This is a genomic window from Streptomyces sp. NPDC019224 (genome assembly GCF_040632605.1).
Classification (GTDB): Bacteria; Actinomycetota; Actinomycetes; order Streptomycetales; family Streptomycetaceae; genus Streptomyces.
In genome coordinates this window covers 24,629-41,071 of sequence record NZ_JBEYCF010000054.1, presented here as the reverse complement: position 1 = coordinate 41,071, position 16,443 = coordinate 24,629, and the positions used below count along the sequence as shown (strand labels likewise).

Genomic DNA, 16,443 nt, shown 5'->3' with positions numbered 1-16,443 from the left:
TGTTGGCAGACAACCGAGGTTCGGGGACGGGGAGTCGATGGCGTCCGTGCGGGATGAGGTGCCGGCCGTGTCCGTGCGGGCGGCCGGGGCCCCCGCCGCGCCGCTGTCCTGGGCGATGCTGTCGCGGGCGCTGGCCGTACCGCTCATCCTCGGCCTGGTGTGCTTCCTGCCCGCCCTGATCGCCGCCCAGCCCGGCACCGGGGTCCGGGACACCGCGTACTGGTTGCAGCTCGTCCTGACCTGTTACTCGGGGGCCCGGCTCGCGACGATGGTCCTCTCCACGCGGCGGCGGCTGCTCCAGGGCGTCTTCTGGATGTTCGTGTACATCGCGATGGGGGTGGCGCCGTTCGCCCAGGCGGTCATCGGCCAGACGCCGACGCCGGTGGTCGGGCCGCGCGCCGACCTGGTGACTGCGGTGGCGCTCGTACTGGTGGGCTGTGCCGCTTTCGATCTGGGGGCGCTGCTGGCGTCGCGGCGGCCGCTGCGCCGTCGCCCTGCGGTGCGCGGCGACGGCCGTGGTGCCACCGCTCACCCGGTGCGGCTGCGGCTGCTGGTGCTGGTGGCGTTCGCGGCGAGCGGGTACTACGTGCTGAAGGTGGGCGGGCCGGCGGTCTTCTTCTCCAGCAGGCAGGAGATCAGCGCGTCGGTGGCCGAGAGCGGGGTGGCGTCGGGCGGGTCCCAGGTGGGCTCGGCGTTCCTCAAGGGCTTCGGGACGGTACCGGCGCTGCTGGCGCTGCTGTTCTGCACGCGCAGGCTGGTGACCTCGCGCCGGGCCAGGCGTTCGCCCTCCACCGTCCTGGTCTGGTGCGCGCTGGCGGCCGTCAACGCCGTGGTGAACAACCCCGTCTCCAACGCCCGTTACTGGTTCCTGACGGTGCTGGTCTCGCTGCTGTTCACGGCTTTCCCGCGCAGTGCGGCCATGTACCGTTCGGTGCTGGCGCTGGGGGTGGTCGGGGCGCTGGTCCTGTTCCCGTACGCGGACCGGTTCCGCTACGACGACGAGGGGTACCGGCCCGTCCAGTCGTCGTCGGTGTTCGAGCCGCTGGCCACGAAGGACTACGACCAGACGGTCATGTTCGCCAACACCATCTCGTGGGTCGGCACCCGTGGGCACACCTACGGGCGGCAACTGGCAGGATCCGCCTTCTTCTTCGTGCCCCGGGCGGCGTGGAGCGGGAAGCCGGAGGACACCGGAGTGCGCGTCGGGCAGTGGATGGGGATGAACATGACCAACCTCTCCGCGCCGCTGTGGGCCGAGCTCTGGGTGGACTTCGGGGCGGTGGGCGTCGCCGGCGGCCTGGCGCTGACGGGGTACGGGGCCGCACGCACCGACCGCCGTTACGAACGGGCGGTCTCGCGGGACGGGCCGGGTCCTGGCAGTGTGCCGGCGATCGCGGTGCCGCTGATCGCCGGGTACACCTTCATCCTGTTGCGCGGCCCGTTGCTGCAGGCCGCCGGGAAGCTGGCGATCGCGGCCCTGTGCCTGGCACTGGTGACCAGTTTCAGGTCCGGGCGGCGTCCGCGCTGACGGGTGCCCCGGCCGGGGCGCCGTTCCGGGTCAGCCGGGCCACCCGGACCCAGGTGGCGACCGCCTTGCAGACGGACCCCAGGCACTGGCCCCAGGCCGCGCCCGTCACCCCGCCGAGTACGTAGCCGCCGGTGAGGAAGGCGACCGCGGCGAGCGAGAACACCACCTGGATGGAGAGCGTGGTGCGCGGGTCGAGGAGCCGGAGGGCCAGCAGCCCGCAGGTGCCGACGGCCATCGCCGCGTACTGGCTGCCGGTGGCCGGGAGCAGCGCCGCCGCCGTGGGCCAGGTGGCGCCGAGCAGGTGCCGGCCCGCGGAGCCGGGCAGCAGGGCGAGGACGGTGGCCCAGGAGGCGGCGGTCAGGGCCAGGACTGCGGCCAGCGCGGCGGCGGCGCGCACCCGGAGCCGGTCGGTGGCGAGTCGGCCCAGGAGCGGGGGGCCGAAGCCGGTGGCAGAGGTGAACAGCACGTTGAGCGGGCCGAAGAGGGTGGTGGCGCCGCGCAGGGCGCCGACGACGAGGGGGTTGCCCACGGTTCCGAGGCCGAGCACGGAGAGCTGGGAGGTGGCGTTGCCCACGCCGAACTCGACGACGAACCGTCGGCCGAGGTGCCCCTTGGAGAACATCGGCTTCAGCGCCACGGCTCCGCCGGCGGTCCTGCGGTGCAGGGCGGCCGCCGACAGCAGGAGCGCGGGAAGGGCGGAGAGCCCCCAGACGGCGACCAGCCGGGCGGCCGGCGCCCCGTGCGGCTGGACGGCCAGCGCGGCCATGACGCATACCAGCCGGAGGGTGTCGGCGGCCAGGGCCAGGTGCTGGGCGTGCAGCGTGGCGAAGGCGTAACGGGCGATGTCCTGCCCGAGCACCACCGGCAGCACCAGTCCCAGGGTCATCAGGGCCCGGGCCGTGGAGCCCGGCAGCAGCGCGCAGACGGCGGCGAGCAGCCCGCCGAGGGCGGTGGCGGCGAGCAGGGTGAAGGACGCGGCGGACCGGCAGGCGCCTCGGATGTCCTCGCCCACGCCCCGGCGCAGGACGAGCGGCTGGCCGGTGTGGGCACCGGAGAGGCCGAGCAGCACGGTGAAGACGAGGTAGACGGCGGAGAAGCGGGCGAAGCCGGCGACGGTGGAGAGCCGGGCGGCGGCCACCAGGACCAGGATGTTGGTGAGGGCCGCCACCCCCTGGTCCGCGACCGAGCAGACGATCGCGGTGCGGGCCCTCATCCGGGTCCGGCGGCGCTGCTGCGGCCACCGCGTCCGGTGCCGCTGTCCAGGGTGCGCAGGCCGAGCGTCTCGGCGGGGTCACCGGTGCGGCCGGTCACCCCGGGATCGCCGTACCTGCCCCGCGCCTCGGGGTCCGGCGCGGCCGGCTGCCGTCCCCGCGGCCGGTCCCGGGCGGCCTTCCGGCGGGCCCGCCGGTCCAGTCGGGCGTATCCGGGGTGGAGCAGGGTGCCGAGGACCGAACCGCCCGCCGCGCCGATGATCTCGCGGATGCGTTCCAGGTCGCTGCGGTGCACCTCGCGCGGCTGGCAGACGATGACGACGCCTTCGACGCGGTCGACGAGGGCGACGGCGTCGGCGTACGAGAGGACCGGCGGGGCGAGCACGATGACCACCGCCCCGGGCCTGCCGCCCTCGGCGAGGATGCGGCTGACGGGGGCGGAGGTCAGCGCGCGCGGCACGTTCTCCGTGCGGCGGCCCGCGACCAGGGTGAAGGCGCCCGACCCGGGGACGTCGACGTTGGCGCGGCTGTCAAAGGGCCAGCCGCGGTCCTCACGGCCGGCGGCCCACCGGGGGCCCCGGCCGCCGGGGTGGGCCGCGCCGAGGTCGCCGGCCAGGGACGGGGTGCGCAGGTCGGCCTCGACCAGCAGGACGTCCCGGCCCATCTCGGCGAAGGCGGCGGCGAGGTTGGCGGCGGCGGCCCGCGCCATGTCGTTGTCGCCCCGGGGGGCGGTGACCAGGAGGCGGCGGCGTTCGGCGAAGGAGGGGTCGTAGGCGAGCCGGAAGGCGACCGCCCGGTACTCCTCGGCGAGCCTGCTGCCGGGGCGCCCGATCGCGAGCAGGGTGCGCGCCCCGGCACGTTCCCTGGGCAGGGTGCCGAGCAGCGGGGCGCCCAGGGAGCGGACGAGTTCCCTGGTGGAGCGGACGGCCGGGTCGAAGACGAGCCTCACCCACGACATCAGCAGGCCGAGGGCGAGTCCGACGAGGCCACCGAGTCCGAGCAGCAGCGGCAGCCCCGCCCCGGTGGGGTTCTGCGGGGCGACGGGCTTCTTGTTGAGGTAGCCGGGTGTGGTGTCCAGCGCGCGCAGTTCGGAGATCTTCTGGTTGAGCGCGGAAATGGCGACGATGAGGTTGGCCCGTGCGCTGGTGACGTCGTCGCCGGTGCCGGTCTCCTGCTCGGCGAGCCGGTCGCGTTGCTCGGTGAGCGGTTTGAGCTGGGCGCGGTAGCCGTCGACCATGTTGTCGATGCTGTCCTCGGTGCGCTCCCGGCGTATCTCCAGGTACGCCTCGGCGAGCGCCTGGGCCCTGGCCCTGGCCTGCTCGGGGGTGCGGCCGGTGTAGGAGAACTTGAGCACGAGGGTGTTGGGCGGGTTGGTGACCTGGAGGCCGGAGAGCAGTGCGCCGACCTCCACGGTGTCGCCCTGCTTGGCGAGGGTGCCGGCCGCGATGGTGCCCACGGCGTCGCTGACGGCGGTCTGGCGTTCGGAGCCGATGTTGATGCCCTTGTCGGCGGAGGCGCCGGCGGCGAAGGGGTCGGAGGTGGCGGAGCGTACGGACACCTCGCCGGTGGCTGCGTAGGTGTCCTCCCCGCTCAGGGCGAGCCAGCCGCTGCCGAGGAGTCCCAGGAGCACACCGGCGACCAGGAGGGTCCGGTAGCGCAGGAGCTGGCGGAACTGGTCCCTGAGCAGGGCGGGTTCGTCCTGCTCCTCCAGCGCGCGGATCGGTTCGGTCATCGGTGTGGTTCCCCTCGGTCGTCCCGCAGGACCTCGGCGAGCAGGGCGTCGAAACGGGCGAGCGCGGCTTCCCGCCCCAGATGGCGTGCCACGTAACGCGGGCCGTGGGCGCCGAGTGCGTCGGCCTCGGCGGGTGACTCGACCAGCTTGCGGACGGCGCCGAGCACCGCGGCCGGGTCCTCGGGCGCGACGAGGAGTCCGGCCCCGGAACGCCGTACCTCCTCGGCGGTGCCGCCCCCGTCGGCCACGGAGGCGACGACGGGGCGGCCCGACGCGAAGTACGAGGTGAGCTTGGAGGGCACGCTCATGTCGAGCACCGAGGCCCGCTGGGTGACGGCGAGGACGTCGGCGGCGGCCAGGACGTCGGTGAACTCCTCCGCCCCGGCGGGCGGCAGGAAGTCGAGGTTGGGCAGTCCGGCGGCGCGGGCGCGCAGGACGTCGCGCTGGTTGCCGTCGCCCATCAGGACGATGCGGATCTCGGGGGCGAGCCGGGCCGCGTCGACCAGGACCTCCAGGCCCTGTTTGAGGCCCATGTTCCCGGAGTGCAGGACGACGGGCGTGCCCTCGCGCCAGCCGAGCCGGTCCCTGGTCGCGGCGCGGTCGGCCGAAGGGGGCCGCACATGGCTCCAGTTGGGGACGACGCGGATGCGGCCCGGGTCCACCCCGTAGGCGGTGACACGGGGGACGAAGCTCTCGTGGATGACGCCGACGAGGGTGGCGGCGCCCAGCGCGAACCGCTCGGCCCTCGCGGCGAGCGCCGCCGCCCTGTCCCCGCCCCGGATGCCGCTCTGCGCGGCGGCGGCGCCCATCAGGTCCTGGACGACGGGCAGGTACGGCACCCGGTGGCGGCGGGCGATCCGGGCGCCTACGACCCCGCCGGCGAGGCTGGGCGTCTGGGAGATCACCGCGTCGGGCCGCACCCCGGGCGGCGCGAGGAGACCGTGCGCCAGGACGCTCGCCTCGAAGGCGGCTCTGCGTATCGCGCTCTGCCGGGACGGCACGTAGTGGCGCCTGCGATGGACGGTGACGCCCGCGCGCCGCTCCTCGGTCCGCCACACCCCCCGGTAGGCCGGGTCGGTCCGCCAGGCCGGGTAGTGCGGCATACCCGTCAGCACATGGGTGTCGGCACCGGACGCGGCCCAGTGCTCGGCGAGCTGGGCGGCGTAGGGGCCGATGCCGGTCAGTTCCGGCGCGTAGTTCGTGGAGACCACCAGCAGGCGGCGGTGCTCGAACGGTCCGCGGTGCTCTTCGTCTGCCATGGAACGATCGCCCTTCCCCCCGGAGCCGCCGGTGTTCCACCGGGGAACAGCCCCAAAAGCGAGCTTATCCGTTCACGAGATGAGCAAGTGGTCTTCACAGTAAGGTCGTTGGACCATCAACACCGATACCGACATCCCACCGGACCGGATGCCATGTCCGGAAACCTTCCGATGGGAGCGGACATCACCGGCGGACATCACGTTCACCGTGGGGGGAGAGAACCGATGGTGCACAGGGTCGGCTACGCGCCGGGGGTCTACGACCTGTTCCACGTGGGTCACCTCAACATCCTCCGGCATGCGCGCAGCCAGTGCGACTACCTGGTGGCGGGGGTCGTCTCCGACGAGATGGCCACGCTCGCCAAGGGACACCGGCCGGTGATCCCGCTGCCGGAACGGCTGGAGATCGTGCGGAGCGTGCGGCACGTGGACGCCGCGTTCGTCGAGACCGTCCCCGACAAGGTCGAGACCTGGCAGCAGGTCAGGTTCGACGTCATCTTCAAGGGGGACGACTGGCGGGACACGGAGAAGGGCAGACGGCTGGAGCGCGACTTCGCCGAAGTGGGTGTGGAGGTCGTCTACTTCCCGTACACCGTGCACACGTCCAGCACCCAGCTGCGCCGGGCACTGGACACGCTGGTCAGTGCGCCCGGAGCGCTTTCAGCTCCCTGAACCACTTGCCGAGGAACAGCGCGAGGAACAGCGCGTGCACGGCGGCGAGCACGGCGTATCCGGTCCGGAACGCCGTCTCGTCGCCGAGCAGCAGGAAGACCAGGCAGAACACCCCGTAGTCGGCGGGCAGCAGTGCCACGGCCCGCAGCGCGGAGGGCGGGGCGGGGGCCGTTGGCCGCGGCGGCAGGCCGCGCGCCGCCGCCTTGCCCAGCTGCTCCCGCAGCAGCCCCGCGCAGAACGTCAGCACCGCGACGAACAGGAAGCCGAGCGGCAGCAGCAGCCAGCCGTCGCCCGGCAGGGCGAACCAGCGGTGGAACGAGACGAGTACGGCGGTGTGGACGAGGATCATCTTGGCGCAGTCGACGACGTGGTCCAGCCATTCACCGTCGGGCCCGCCGCGCCCGGTCAGCCGGGCGAGCTGCCCGTCGGCCGAGTCGAGCGCGAAGCCCACGACGAGGCTGAGGCAGACGAGGACGGCGAGCCGGGGCCCGGGACGGACGAGCGCCACTCCGGCGAGGGCGGTGAAGGTGAACACCGCGCTCAGCAGCGTGACCTGATTGGGCGTCATGCCGAGCCGGTACGCACCGGCGGCGAAGATCCGCCCGGCCGGGCGGTTCACGTACCGGGAGTAGAGCGAGACCCCCTTGGCCGGTTTCTGCGCACCGCGCAGCTGACGCAGCACCGTCGACGTGCTCTCCATACGCCCCCCAGCGTGTCGGCCTTCCCCGGCGCTCCCCCGGCGGCGCACCCCGTGCACCGCCGGAGCCGCATCATGGCACGGGCCGCTTCCCCGCGCGGGTGGTTCGCCCCACCTGGGGGGCGTACGGGGGAAGTCGGCCGGAGGCGGCCGCCTCGGAGGGGGGGTCAGGCGGAGGCCGTGCGGCACTCCGGGTGGCCCCAGCCGTGATCGTTCTTCGCGATCATCTCCTTGGCCGCGTACGGCTTCCCGCAGTGGCAGCGGCCCGCGAACCTGGCCCGGATGGTGGCGCCGGAGTGCCCGGCGCCACCCGTCTTCCGGGTCGTGCTCCCGGTCTTCTTCACCGCGGCGCCGGTGCGGCGGCCCTCGGTGGCACGGGAGGGCGCGGGAACGGGGGCGGCCGAGCCGCGCGAGGTGCCGGCGGCGCTCTGGGTGACGGCCACCTCGCTGGCCGCCTGGTCGGCGAGCGCGTTGAGCGGGTCGCCGTCCACCTGGTGGGCCGGTACGTAGACGAAGGTCACGGCCCGCCCGCCGAGGAGTTCGTCGATGCGGGTCACCAGGTCGCGGTTGGCGACGGGCTTGCCGGCCGAGGTCTTCCAGCCGTTGCGCTTCCAGCCGGGCAGCCACTTGGTGACCGCGTTCATCGCGTACTGCGAGTCCATCCGGACTTCGAGCGCCACGGCGGGGGCGACCGACTCCAGAAGCTCCCGCAGGGCGGTGAGCTCGGCGACGTTGTTGGTGGCGGTACCGAGCGGCCCCGCCTCCCACCGCTGGGGCCGGCCCTCGGCGTCGGCCACCACATAGGCCCAGGCGGCGGGCCCGGGATTACCCTTCGACGCCCCGTCACACGCGGCGATCATGCGCTCGTTCATACCCTCGATCATGCCAGCGCCCGGGCCCGGCTCGTCCCGCCCGCCCCCACCTGCGCCCATCACGGTGCGTGATGCTTCGGCGTGCGTTGGTGACGGCGCGCTGCTTCTCTGAAGAGGCCCGCTCTTCCCTACCGTCCCCGAGGAGTGACGATGAGCGTTGCACGAGAGGCGAACCGAGCCCAGCAGATGCGCGAGAAGGCCCGGCACCTGACCGAGGCCGCGGAGCGCACCGGCGACCCGGAGCAGCGTCGCCGGCTCCAGGAGAAGGCCCGGAAGCTCCAGGAGCAGAGCGGGCAGCAGGACGGCCGTGGGAACAACGGCCTCCCCGTGTGACGACACGGCGCACAGACCGGTGGACTGTCACTCTTCCATGAGTGGGTGACAGTCCACCGTCGCGTTTGCGGGGCGGGGCCCCCGTCGCACAGGCGGTGGATCACCCCCGCCTACGATGGCCCGCAAGCGAGTACGACGGAAGGCGGAGCCTGCCATGAACGGTCAACCGGTCACCGTGGTCACCGGCGGCAGCCGCGGCATCGGTGCGGCGGTCTGCGTACGGCTGGCGAGCGAGGGACATGACATCGCGCTGGCCTACCGCTCGGACTCCGCGGCGGCGGAGACCGTCGCCGATGCGGTACGTGCGACGGGCCGGCGCTGTGTGACGGTCCGGGTGGACACGGCCGACGAGGCGGACGTCGACCGCCTCTTCGACACCGCGGCCGCCGGACTGGGCCCGGTCACCGGCCTGGTCAACAACGCGGGCATGAGCGGCCCCGTCGGCCCCCTGGCCGACGCCGACGCGGCGGGGATGCGGCGCGCCCTGGAGGTGAACGTCCTCGGCTACCTGCTCTGCGCGCGGCGCGCGGTGCGCGACATGACGCGGTCGGGCGGCGGGGCGATCGTCAACGTCTCCTCGGCCGCCGCCACCCTGGGAAGCCCCGGCGAGTACGTGCACTACGCCGCCGCCAAGGGCGCCGTCGACACGATGACCGTCGGCCTGTCCAAGGAGGTCGGCCCGGCCGGCATCCGCGTCAACGCGGTCGCCCCCGGCGTCATCCGCACCGAGTTCCACGCGGACCCCGAGCGCCCCGACAAGCTCGGTCCCGCCACACCCCTGGGCCGCCCGGGGCTGCCGGACGAGATCGCGGGGGCCGTCGCGTGGCTGCTCTCGCCGGACGCGTCGTACGCGACGGGGACGGTGCTGCGGGTGGCGGGCGGGCGCTGACCGCCCGTACGGTGCCCGGGGGACCGCCCCGGACACCCTCCCCCTGTTGTTCCTCGACGTCGACGGCCCCCTGCTCCCGTTCGGGCCGCGGGCGGGCGGCCACCGTACGTATCCGCCGGGGCCGCTGCCGCCCGGCGCGGGCACGCATCCCCTGCCGGCCCGGATCGATCCGGGCTCGGGCCGACCGGCGACGGCCTCCGGCCGACCGGCTCGTGGCTGCGGACGGTGCAGGGCTCCCCAGGGCCTTCTCGTCCCGCCCCACCAGCAGCACCGCGTCCGCCACCACCATGATCGCGGGGGGCGGCCCGGCGGTTTTCGCGGCGGAGGTGCGCGCGTTGCAGTAGAAGGGGGAGCACCGGAACAGGACCGGAGCAGGAAGGAATCTGCCATGTCAGGGAGACGGCCTCGCACCGCGGCGGAGGTGTTCGACGCTCTCGGCACCGACTACGAGAAGGCGTTCGCCGGTTCGGCCGCGCACCGCGCCTCGCTGGAACAGCTCCTGGTGATGCTGCCCGCGCACGCCCGGGTGCTCGACGTCGGCAGCGGCACGGGCCGGCCCACGGCCCGGACCCTCGTCGACGCCGGACACCACGTGCTGGGGGTCGACGTCTCGCCGGTGATGGTGGACATCGCCTCCCGCCAGGTGCCGGCGGCCGAATTCCGCTGCGCCGACATCCGCGGGCTCCCGCTGGAAGACCGTGGTTTCGACGCGGTGTGCATGTACTTCGCACTGCTCCAGATGTCGCGCGCGGAGCAGGCCGACGTGCTGCGCCTGGCCGCGCGGGTGCTGCGGCCGGGTGGTCATCTGGCCGTGGCGACGGTGCCGTTGGACGTGGAGGGGGTCAGCGGCACGTTCATGGGTCAGCCGGTGGAGGTGACCAGTTTTGGTGAGGCCGCGTTCACGGCTCTGGTGGAGGAGGCCGGGTTCACCGTCCTGTCACGCGAGAGCACGATGTTCGTGCCCGCCGGTCCGGTAGCCGTGCCCGAACCGCAGATGTTCCTGCTCGCCCGGCGGCGCTGACCCGGCTGCGGCCCCCGTTCTGCGGGTGCGCGCCGGGCCGGAGGAAATGCCGCGCGGTGCCGACCGGCCCACAATGAGTTGGCCGACGCACTGCGGGTACCCGGCCCGCGAGTCAACCGATGCCCCGCCGCCGACCGCGGGGACGACGACGGAGGATCCCCATGACCGACCGCAGACCAGAGGGCCCCGTCCACGAGGGCGCGTCCCCGAGCCCCCCTCCGGTGCCCGCGGACATGCCCGACCAGCAGGTGCAGGAGAGCGAGGACCCGATGGACGTGCCGACGCCGCCGCCCACCGGGAGCGACGAGGACGACGACCGGGAGCGCCCCGACCCGGACGAGTCCGGTTCGGGGCGCGGTGAGGCCCGCAACGCCGGGGTGCACCCGGAGGACCCGGTGCCGGACGAGTCACCGGGCTGAGACCTGCCTGCTCCGTGAACACCGGGCCGCTCGGCGCCGGCCTTCCCCCGCGCGGCCGGTGGTCCTCGACGTGGTGTTCTCGACGGCCGGCCGCGGCGCTCCCCGGCCCACGGGGAGCGCCGCGGGGTCCTGTACCGGGGTCCTGTCCGCAGGGCCGTACCGGCCGGTGCCGTTCACCCGACGGGCGCAGGGCGAAGCGGGCCGGGACCCTGGATGCGGTCACCGGCGGCCGGCCCCGGCGCAAGGGCGTGCCGACGGCCTCCGGCAGGCGAGGGCGCGCCGGACGGCGGCGGCCGGGGGGCGGGGCGGGGCCGGCCGTGGCCACCGGTATGGCCGCGCTCCCGGGGACCGGAGAAACGTCCGGCGGGAGGACTGCCCGGGGGACGTTTCGGGGCGTGACGCAAGCCATCTTTTGCGCTCGCGATCCCGGGGGAAGTCTCCGGTACGGTGTCGAACGCTCCGGTCCCGGAGGGTCACGGAGCACCTCGCCACCGCCGTACGGTCTCCGACGCGGGAAAGCGTGTCCGTGCCGTACCGCCCGTCCTTGACGCCACTCGCTCGTGACACGACTGGGGAGTTTGATGTTCGACAAGGTATTGGTCGCCAACCGCGGGGAGATCGCGATCCGCGCGTTCCGCGCGGCGTTCGAGCTCGGCATCTCCACCGTGGCCGTGTATCCGCACGAGGACCGCAACTCCCTGCACCGGGCCAAGGCGGACGAGGCCTACCGGATCGGTGAGCCGGGGCATCCGGTGCGGGCGTACCTGTCGGTGGACGAGGTGGTGAAGGCGGCCCGGAAGGCGGGGGCGGACGCGATCTACCCCGGTTACGGCTTCCTGTCGGAGAACCCGGAGCTGGCGGCGGCGTGCACGGCGGCGGGCATCACCTTCGTCGGGCCGCCGGCTTCGGTGCTGAACCTGACGGGCAACAAGTCCCGTGCGGTGGCGGCGGCCCGGGAGGCCGGTGTGCCGGTGCTGAAGTCGTCCGAGCCGTCGGAGGACGTGGACGTCCTCCTGGCGGCCTCGGAGGAGATCGGCTTCCCGGTCTTCGTGAAGGCGGTCGCCGGCGGCGGCGGGCGCGGCATGCGCCGGGTGGCCGAACCGGGTGAGCTGCGCGAGGCGATCGACGCGGCGATGCGCGAGGCGCGGTCCGCGTTCGGTGACGCGACGGTCTTCCTGGAGCAGGCGGTGATCGAACCCCGCCACATCGAGGTGCAGATCCTGGCCGACGCCGAGGGAAACGTGGTGCACCTCTACGAGCGGGACTGTTCGCTCCAGCGCCGCCACCAGAAGGTCGTCGAGATCGCTCCGGCCCCGAATCTGGACCCGGCCCTGCGGGAGCGGATCTGCGCGGACGCGGTCGCCTTCGCCCGGCACATCGGGTACGTGAACGCGGGCACCGTCGAGTTCCTCGTCGACGAGCGCGGCAACCATGTCTTCATCGAGATGAACCCGCGCATCCAGGTCGAGCACACGGTGACGGAGCAGGTCACCGGGCGCGATCTGGTGATCGCGCAGCTGCGTATCGCGGCGGGCCTGACGCTGCCCGAACTGCGGCTCTCCCAGGAGGACATCACGCTCAACGGGACCGCGATGCAGTGCCGCATCACGACGGAGGACCCGGTCAACGGCTTCCGTCCGGACACCGGCACCATCTCCGCGTACCGCTCCCCCGGCGGTCCCGGCGTCCGGCTGGACGGCGGGACCGTCCACACGGGTGCGGAGGTGTCGGCGCACTTCGACTCGATGCTGGTCAAGCTCACCTGTCACGGCCACGACTTCGCCAACGCCGCCCGCCGGGCGCGCCGGGCGATCGCCGAGTTCCGTATTCGCGGGGTGGCGACCAACCTGCCGTTCCTGGGCGCGGTGCTCGATCACCCGGATTTCCGGGCGGGGCGCATCACGACGGGTTTCATCGACGCCCACCCGGAGCTGACCCGGGCCCGCCCGTCGGCCGACCGCGGCAGCCGGATGCTCAGCTACCTGGCGGAGACCACGGTCAACCGCCCCTACGGTCCCCGCCCGCCGGTCATCGACCCGGCGGACAAGCTGCCCGCCCTGCCGGCGGGCACCCCGCCGCCCGGTTCCCGTCAGCGCCTGGCCGAGCTCGGTCCGGAGGCGTTCGCCGCCGAGCTGCGGGCCCGGCCGGCCGTCGCCGTCACCGACACCACGTTCCGCGACGCCCATCAGTCGCTGCTCGCCACCCGGGTCCGCACCCGGGACCTGCTGGCGGTCGCGCCGCATGTCGCGCACACCGTCCCGCAGTTGCTGAGCCTGGAGTGCTGGGGCGGTGCCACCTACGACGTGGCGCTGCGGTTCCTCGCGGAGGACCCGTGGGAGCGGCTGGTCAAGATCCGTGAGGCGGTGCCCAACATCTGTACGCAGATGCTGCTGCGCGGCCGCAACACGGTCGGGTACACGCCGTACCCGACCGAGGTCACCGAGGCGTTCGTCTCGGAGGCGGCCTCGGCCGGGATGGACATCTTCCGCATCTTCGACGCCCTCAACGACGTGTCGCAGATGCGTCCGGCGATCGACGCGGTGCGGGCCACCGGCACCTCGCTCGCGGAGGTGGCACTGTGCTACACCGCCGACCTGTCGGACCCGGGCGAGACGCTGTACACGCTGGACTACTACCTGCGGCTCGCCGAGCAGATCGTGGAGGCGGGCGCCCATGTGCTCGCCATCAAGGACATGGCGGGGCTGCTGCGTCCGCCCGCCGCGCGCACCCTGGTCACCGCGTTGCGCGAGCGGTTCGACCTGCCGGTGCACCTGCACACCCATGACACGGCGGGCGGCCAGCTGGCCACGCTGATCGCCGCGATCGACGCCGGGGTGGACGCGGTGGACGCGGCCGTCGCGTCGATGGCCGGCACCACCAGCCAGCCCCCGCTGTCCGCGCTGGTGGCCGCCACCGACCACACCGAGCGTGCGACGGGCCTGTCCCTCCAGGCGGTCGGCGACCTGGAGCCGTACTGGGAGGCGACCCGCAAGGTGTACGCCCCGTTCGAGTCGGGGCTGGCCTCGCCCACCGGCCGGATCTATCACCACGAGATCCCGGGCGGTCAGCTGTCCAATCTGCGGCAGCAGGCCATCGCCCTGGGTCTCGGCGACCGCTTCGAGCTGATCGAGGACTGCTACGCGGCGGCCGACCGGATGCTGGGCCGGCTGGTGAAGGTGACGCCGTCGTCGAAGGTGGTCGGCGACCTGGCGCTGCACCTGGTGGGCGCCGGCGTGGAGGCCGCGGACTTCGAGTCGGACCCCGGAAAGTTCGACGTGCCGGACTCGGTGATCGGGTTCCTCCGCGGTGAGCTGGGCGACCCGCCCGGCGGCTGGCCCGAGCCGTTCCGCACCCGGGCGCTGCAGGGCCGGCCCACGAGGGCGCAGACGCCGCACCTGTCGGACGAGGACCGCCAGGCGCTGCGCGAGTCGCCGCGCGCGACCCTGAACCGGCTGCTGTTCCCGGGCCCGACCAAGGAGTTCGCCGCCCACCGGGAGGCGTACGGGGACACGTCGGTGCTGCCGACGCCGGACTTCCTGTACGGGCTGGAGCCGGAGACCGAGCACCCGGTCACGCTCGAACCGGGGGTGACGCTGCTGATCGAGCTGGAGGCCATCTCCGAGGCGGACGAGCGCGGTTTCCGCAGCGTACTGGCCACGCTCAACGGCCAGTTGCGGCCGGTTTCGGTGCGGGACAGGTCGGTGGCGACCGAGGTGAAGGCGGCGGAGAAGGCGGACCGCGCCCACGCCGGCCATGTGGCGGCCCCGTTCGCCGGGGTGGTGACGCTCCAGGTGGAGGAGGGCGCGTCGGTGTCGGCGGGTCAGACGGTCGCCACCATCGAGGCGATGAAGATGGAGGCGTCGATCACCGCCCAGTCCGCCGGGGTGGTGCGCCGCCTGGCCATCGGGCGGGTCCAGCAGGTGGAGGCGGGCGACCTGCTCATCGAGATCGGCTGACCTCCCGCCGGGTGCCGCCCGCCGGTGGAGGGGGTGTCCTCCGCCGGCGGGCGCCTTCTTCACAACGCCGAGCCAATTAAGGTTAGGCTAAGCTAAATGAAAGAGGATCCGAGACCGGCCGTCGTCATCAAGTTCGGTGGCCACGCCATGACCGACGCGAGCCTGCAACGGGCTTTCGCCCAGGACGTCGTGGAGCTGTGGCGCGCGGGAACGCGCCCGGTCGTCGTGCACGGCGGCGGCCCGCAGATCAGTGCGATGCTGGACCGGCTGGGCCTGGAGAGCCGCTTCGTGGCGGGCCTGCGGGTGACCACCGCGGAGACCATGGAGGTCGTCCGCATGGTGCTGTCGGGCCGCGTCCAGCGCGAACTGGTGGGCCACATCAACGCCCACGGCCCCTACGCCGTCGGCCTGACCGGTGAGGACGCGCACACGATGACGGCCGTACGGCGGTCCGCCCTGGTGGACGGTGTAGCGGTGGACATCGGCCAGGTCGGGGACATCGCGGAGGTGAACCCGGGCCTGGTGCGCACCCTCCTGACGCAGGGTCACATACCGGTGGTCTCCCCCGTGGCCCGGGGCGAGGACGGCCAGGTCTACAACGTCAACGCGGATCTCGCCGCCTCCGCCCTGGCCGTGGCTCTCGGCGCGGAGCGACTGGTGGTCCTCACGGATGTGGCGGGCCTGTACGCGGACTGGCCGCACAGCACCGAGGTGATCGGGCGGTTGACGGCGGACGCGCTGAACGGGCTGCTGCCGGGCCTGGCGAGCGGAATGCTGCCGAAGATGGAGGGCTGCCTGCGGGCCGTACGAGGCGGAGTGAGCCGGGCGGACGTGCTGGACGGCCGGGTGCCGCACGCGGTACTGCGGGCCGTCCTCGGCGGGAACTCCGCGGGCACCACCGTGGTGCCCGACGCCGGCGCGGCGCACGTCGCGAGCCCGGTCTGAGGCACGGGGCTCCGGGGCGGACGCGGGACCGTGTCCGCCCCGGCATCCGGCTCACACGGTGCGGGCGAGGATCAGCGCGTTGCGCCCGGGGTCCAGGGATCCGGCCCAGGCACGCGGCGCCCGGCGGGCCGCCACCGGCGCGAAGCCGTACCGGCGGAACAGCCGGCCGTCCCCGGTGGTCGCGGTGAACAGCGCGCCGAGCGACCGGCTGCGCGCCAGGGCCGGCGCGGTCCGCAGGAGCGCGGCCCCGGTCCCGCGTCCCTGCCGGTGCCCGGCCACGCAGAAGTTGTACAGGACGCCCACGGGCGCCCCCTCCTCCGCGTACACCCGCAGGCCCACGCATCCCTCCAGCCCGCCGTCGCGGCCGGCCGCCACGAGGAATTCGGCGGCGCGTGCGGCGTAGAGGGAGTCCGGCCGCTCGCGGAGGGCCCCGGTGTACGCGAAGGGCCGGGACAGCTCCGCGAGCCCGGGGGCGTCCTCGGCGCGGGCGATGCGGACGCGGGGCGGTCGCGGGAGCGCCGGGAGCGACAGCGGGGCGGGGCGCGGCGTGGCCGTGGTCAAGACGTTCCTTCCTCGGGCCCACGGGGACGGGGCGCCTCCGGCGGGCCGTCCCGCCGGAGGCGACGCACGTAGCGGTCAGGCGTCCATCGAGGCCGCGAGGGACCGGGGGCGCAGGTCGGTCCAGTGAGTCTCGACGTACTCCACGCACGCCTCCCGGGTGTTCTCCTCGAATGCGACGCCCCACCCGGCCGGTACGTCGGCGAAGGACGGCCACAGGGAGTGCTGTCCCTCGTCGTTCACCAGGACCAGGAAACGGCCTTCGGGGTCGTCGAACGGGTTGGTGCTCATGCGGCAGTGCCTCCAGAGAAAGAACCGGTAAAACTTAGGCTAGCCTAACCTCACCGAGAC

General features: G+C 73.7%; 15 protein-coding genes. 8 read left to right on the top strand and 7 right to left on the bottom strand.

Annotated elements, in window-relative coordinates:
* The first annotated feature begins 115 nt into the window (after positions 1 to 115).
* Complete coding sequence (locus ABZ564_RS27175) at positions 116 to 1,528, top strand: hypothetical protein (protein WP_360861473.1); 1,413 nt, start codon at positions 116 to 118, stop codon at positions 1,526 to 1,528.
* Here ABZ564_RS27175 and ABZ564_RS27170 read toward each other — a convergent pair.
* Genes ABZ564_RS27170 through ABZ564_RS27160 form a run of 3 tightly spaced genes read right to left on the bottom strand, consistent with a single transcriptional unit; the run spans position 1,503 to position 5,730 of the window.
* The gene (locus ABZ564_RS27170; protein WP_360861446.1) at positions 1,503 to 2,741 is read right to left on the bottom strand and encodes a hypothetical protein; all 1,239 of its coding nucleotides are present in this window, start codon (positions 2,739 to 2,741) and stop codon (positions 1,503 to 1,505) included. The genes ABZ564_RS27175 and ABZ564_RS27170 overlap by 26 nt on opposite strands.
* Positions 2,738 to 4,471, bottom strand: a complete 1,734-nt coding sequence (locus tag ABZ564_RS27165; protein WP_360861444.1) for a lipopolysaccharide biosynthesis protein — start codon at positions 4,469 to 4,471, stop codon at positions 2,738 to 2,740. Before ABZ564_RS27165 ends, ABZ564_RS27170 begins: the two co-directional genes overlap by 4 nt.
* Complete coding sequence (locus ABZ564_RS27160) at positions 4,468 to 5,730, bottom strand: glycosyltransferase (protein ID WP_360861442.1); 1,263 nt, start codon at positions 5,728 to 5,730, stop codon at positions 4,468 to 4,470. The genes ABZ564_RS27165 and ABZ564_RS27160 overlap by 4 nt, the downstream gene beginning before the upstream one ends.
* 225 nt (positions 5,731 to 5,955) lie before the next feature.
* Here ABZ564_RS27160 and ABZ564_RS27155 point away from each other — a divergent pair, with 225 nt between their 5' ends.
* Positions 5,956 to 6,402: an adenylyltransferase/cytidyltransferase family protein gene (locus ABZ564_RS27155; protein ID WP_360861440.1), complete on the top strand. Its 447-nt coding sequence runs from the start codon at positions 5,956 to 5,958 to the stop codon at positions 6,400 to 6,402.
* Here the strand turns inward: ABZ564_RS27155 and ABZ564_RS27150 are convergent.
* On the bottom strand, positions 6,371 to 7,102 hold the full coding sequence (locus tag ABZ564_RS27150; protein ID WP_360861438.1) for a CDP-alcohol phosphatidyltransferase family protein: 732 nt from the start codon (positions 7,100 to 7,102) through the stop codon (positions 6,371 to 6,373). The genes ABZ564_RS27155 and ABZ564_RS27150 overlap by 32 nt on opposite strands.
* Positions 7,103 to 7,266: 164 nt before the next feature.
* Positions 7,267 to 7,971 carry a ribonuclease H gene (locus ABZ564_RS27145; RefSeq protein WP_360861436.1) on the bottom strand — a complete coding sequence of 235 codons (705 nt, stop codon included), beginning with the start codon at positions 7,969 to 7,971 and terminating at the stop codon, positions 7,267 to 7,269.
* 150 nt (positions 7,972 to 8,121) lie between these two features.
* Between ABZ564_RS27145 and ABZ564_RS27140 the strand changes: the two genes are divergently transcribed.
* The 6 genes from ABZ564_RS27140 (at position 8,122) to argB (ending at position 15,534) form a co-directional block, all read left to right on the top strand.
* Positions 8,122 to 8,304, top strand: a complete 183-nt coding sequence (locus ABZ564_RS27140) for a DUF6381 family protein (protein WP_360861434.1) — start codon at positions 8,122 to 8,124, stop codon at positions 8,302 to 8,304.
* Positions 8,305 to 8,458: 154 nt separating this feature from the next.
* On the top strand, positions 8,459 to 9,193 hold the full coding sequence (locus ABZ564_RS27135; RefSeq protein WP_360861432.1) for an SDR family oxidoreductase: 735 nt from the start codon (positions 8,459 to 8,461) through the stop codon (positions 9,191 to 9,193).
* Between the two features lie 388 nt (positions 9,194 to 9,581).
* A complete protein-coding gene (locus ABZ564_RS27130) occupies positions 9,582 to 10,214 on the top strand; it encodes a class I SAM-dependent methyltransferase (RefSeq protein WP_360861431.1) in 633 nt (210 codons plus the stop codon).
* Between the two features lie 161 nt (positions 10,215 to 10,375).
* Positions 10,376 to 10,633, top strand: coding sequence for a hypothetical protein (locus ABZ564_RS27125; protein ID WP_360861429.1), 258 nt, complete (start codon positions 10,376 to 10,378; stop codon positions 10,631 to 10,633).
* A 581-nt stretch (positions 10,634 to 11,214) separates the two neighbouring features.
* The gene (locus ABZ564_RS27120) at positions 11,215 to 14,589 is read left to right on the top strand and encodes a pyruvate carboxylase (protein WP_360861427.1); all 3,375 of its coding nucleotides are present in this window, start codon (positions 11,215 to 11,217) and stop codon (positions 14,587 to 14,589) included.
* A 96-nt stretch (positions 14,590 to 14,685) separates the two neighbouring features.
* Positions 14,686 to 15,534: an acetylglutamate kinase gene (argB, locus tag ABZ564_RS27115; RefSeq protein ID WP_360861425.1), complete on the top strand. Its 849-nt coding sequence runs from the start codon at positions 14,686 to 14,688 to the stop codon at positions 15,532 to 15,534.
* Between the two features lie 51 nt (positions 15,535 to 15,585).
* Here the strand turns inward: argB and ABZ564_RS27110 are convergent, their stop codons facing one another.
* Together ABZ564_RS27110 and ABZ564_RS27105 are read right to left on the bottom strand one after the other, a co-directional pair.
* A complete protein-coding gene (locus ABZ564_RS27110; RefSeq protein ID WP_360861423.1) occupies positions 15,586 to 16,095 on the bottom strand; it encodes a GNAT family N-acetyltransferase in 510 nt (169 codons plus the stop codon).
* A gap of 75 nt (positions 16,096 to 16,170) precedes the next feature.
* A complete protein-coding gene (locus ABZ564_RS27105) occupies positions 16,171 to 16,383 on the bottom strand; it encodes an MbtH family protein (RefSeq protein WP_360861421.1) in 213 nt (70 codons plus the stop codon).
* Positions 16,384 to 16,443 lie beyond the last annotated feature (60 nt).

Excerpts from the sequence above, each read along its gene's own strand:
- ABZ564_RS27175 (WP_360861473.1), top strand. The coding sequence starts at position 116 with ATGCTGTCGCGGGCGCTGGCCGTACCGCTCATCCTCGGCCTGGTGTGC.
- ABZ564_RS27170 (WP_360861446.1), bottom strand. The coding sequence starts at position 2,741 with ATGAGGGCCCGCACCGCGATCGTCTGCTCGGTCGCGGACCAGGGGGTG.
- ABZ564_RS27165 (WP_360861444.1), bottom strand. The coding sequence starts at position 4,471 with ATGACCGAACCGATCCGCGCGCTGGAGGAGCAGGACGAACCCGCCCTG.
- ABZ564_RS27160 (WP_360861442.1), bottom strand. The coding sequence starts at position 5,730 with ATGGCAGACGAAGAGCACCGCGGACCGTTCGAGCACCGCCGCCTGCTG.
- ABZ564_RS27155 (WP_360861440.1), top strand. The coding sequence starts at position 5,956 with ATGGTGCACAGGGTCGGCTACGCGCCGGGGGTCTACGACCTGTTCCAC.
- ABZ564_RS27150 (WP_360861438.1), bottom strand. The coding sequence starts at position 7,102 with ATGGAGAGCACGTCGACGGTGCTGCGTCAGCTGCGCGGTGCGCAGAAA.
- ABZ564_RS27145 (WP_360861436.1), bottom strand. The coding sequence starts at position 7,971 with ATGAACGAGCGCATGATCGCCGCGTGTGACGGGGCGTCGAAGGGTAAT.
- ABZ564_RS27140 (WP_360861434.1), top strand. The coding sequence starts at position 8,122 with ATGAGCGTTGCACGAGAGGCGAACCGAGCCCAGCAGATGCGCGAGAAG.
- ABZ564_RS27135 (WP_360861432.1), top strand. The coding sequence starts at position 8,459 with ATGAACGGTCAACCGGTCACCGTGGTCACCGGCGGCAGCCGCGGCATC.
- ABZ564_RS27130 (WP_360861431.1), top strand. The coding sequence starts at position 9,582 with ATGTCAGGGAGACGGCCTCGCACCGCGGCGGAGGTGTTCGACGCTCTC.
- ABZ564_RS27125 (WP_360861429.1), top strand. The coding sequence starts at position 10,376 with ATGACCGACCGCAGACCAGAGGGCCCCGTCCACGAGGGCGCGTCCCCG.
- ABZ564_RS27120 (WP_360861427.1), top strand. The coding sequence starts at position 11,215 with ATGTTCGACAAGGTATTGGTCGCCAACCGCGGGGAGATCGCGATCCGC.
- argB (WP_360861425.1), top strand. The coding sequence starts at position 14,686 with ATGAAAGAGGATCCGAGACCGGCCGTCGTCATCAAGTTCGGTGGCCAC.
- ABZ564_RS27105 (WP_360861421.1), bottom strand. The coding sequence starts at position 16,383 with ATGAGCACCAACCCGTTCGACGACCCCGAAGGCCGTTTCCTGGTCCTG.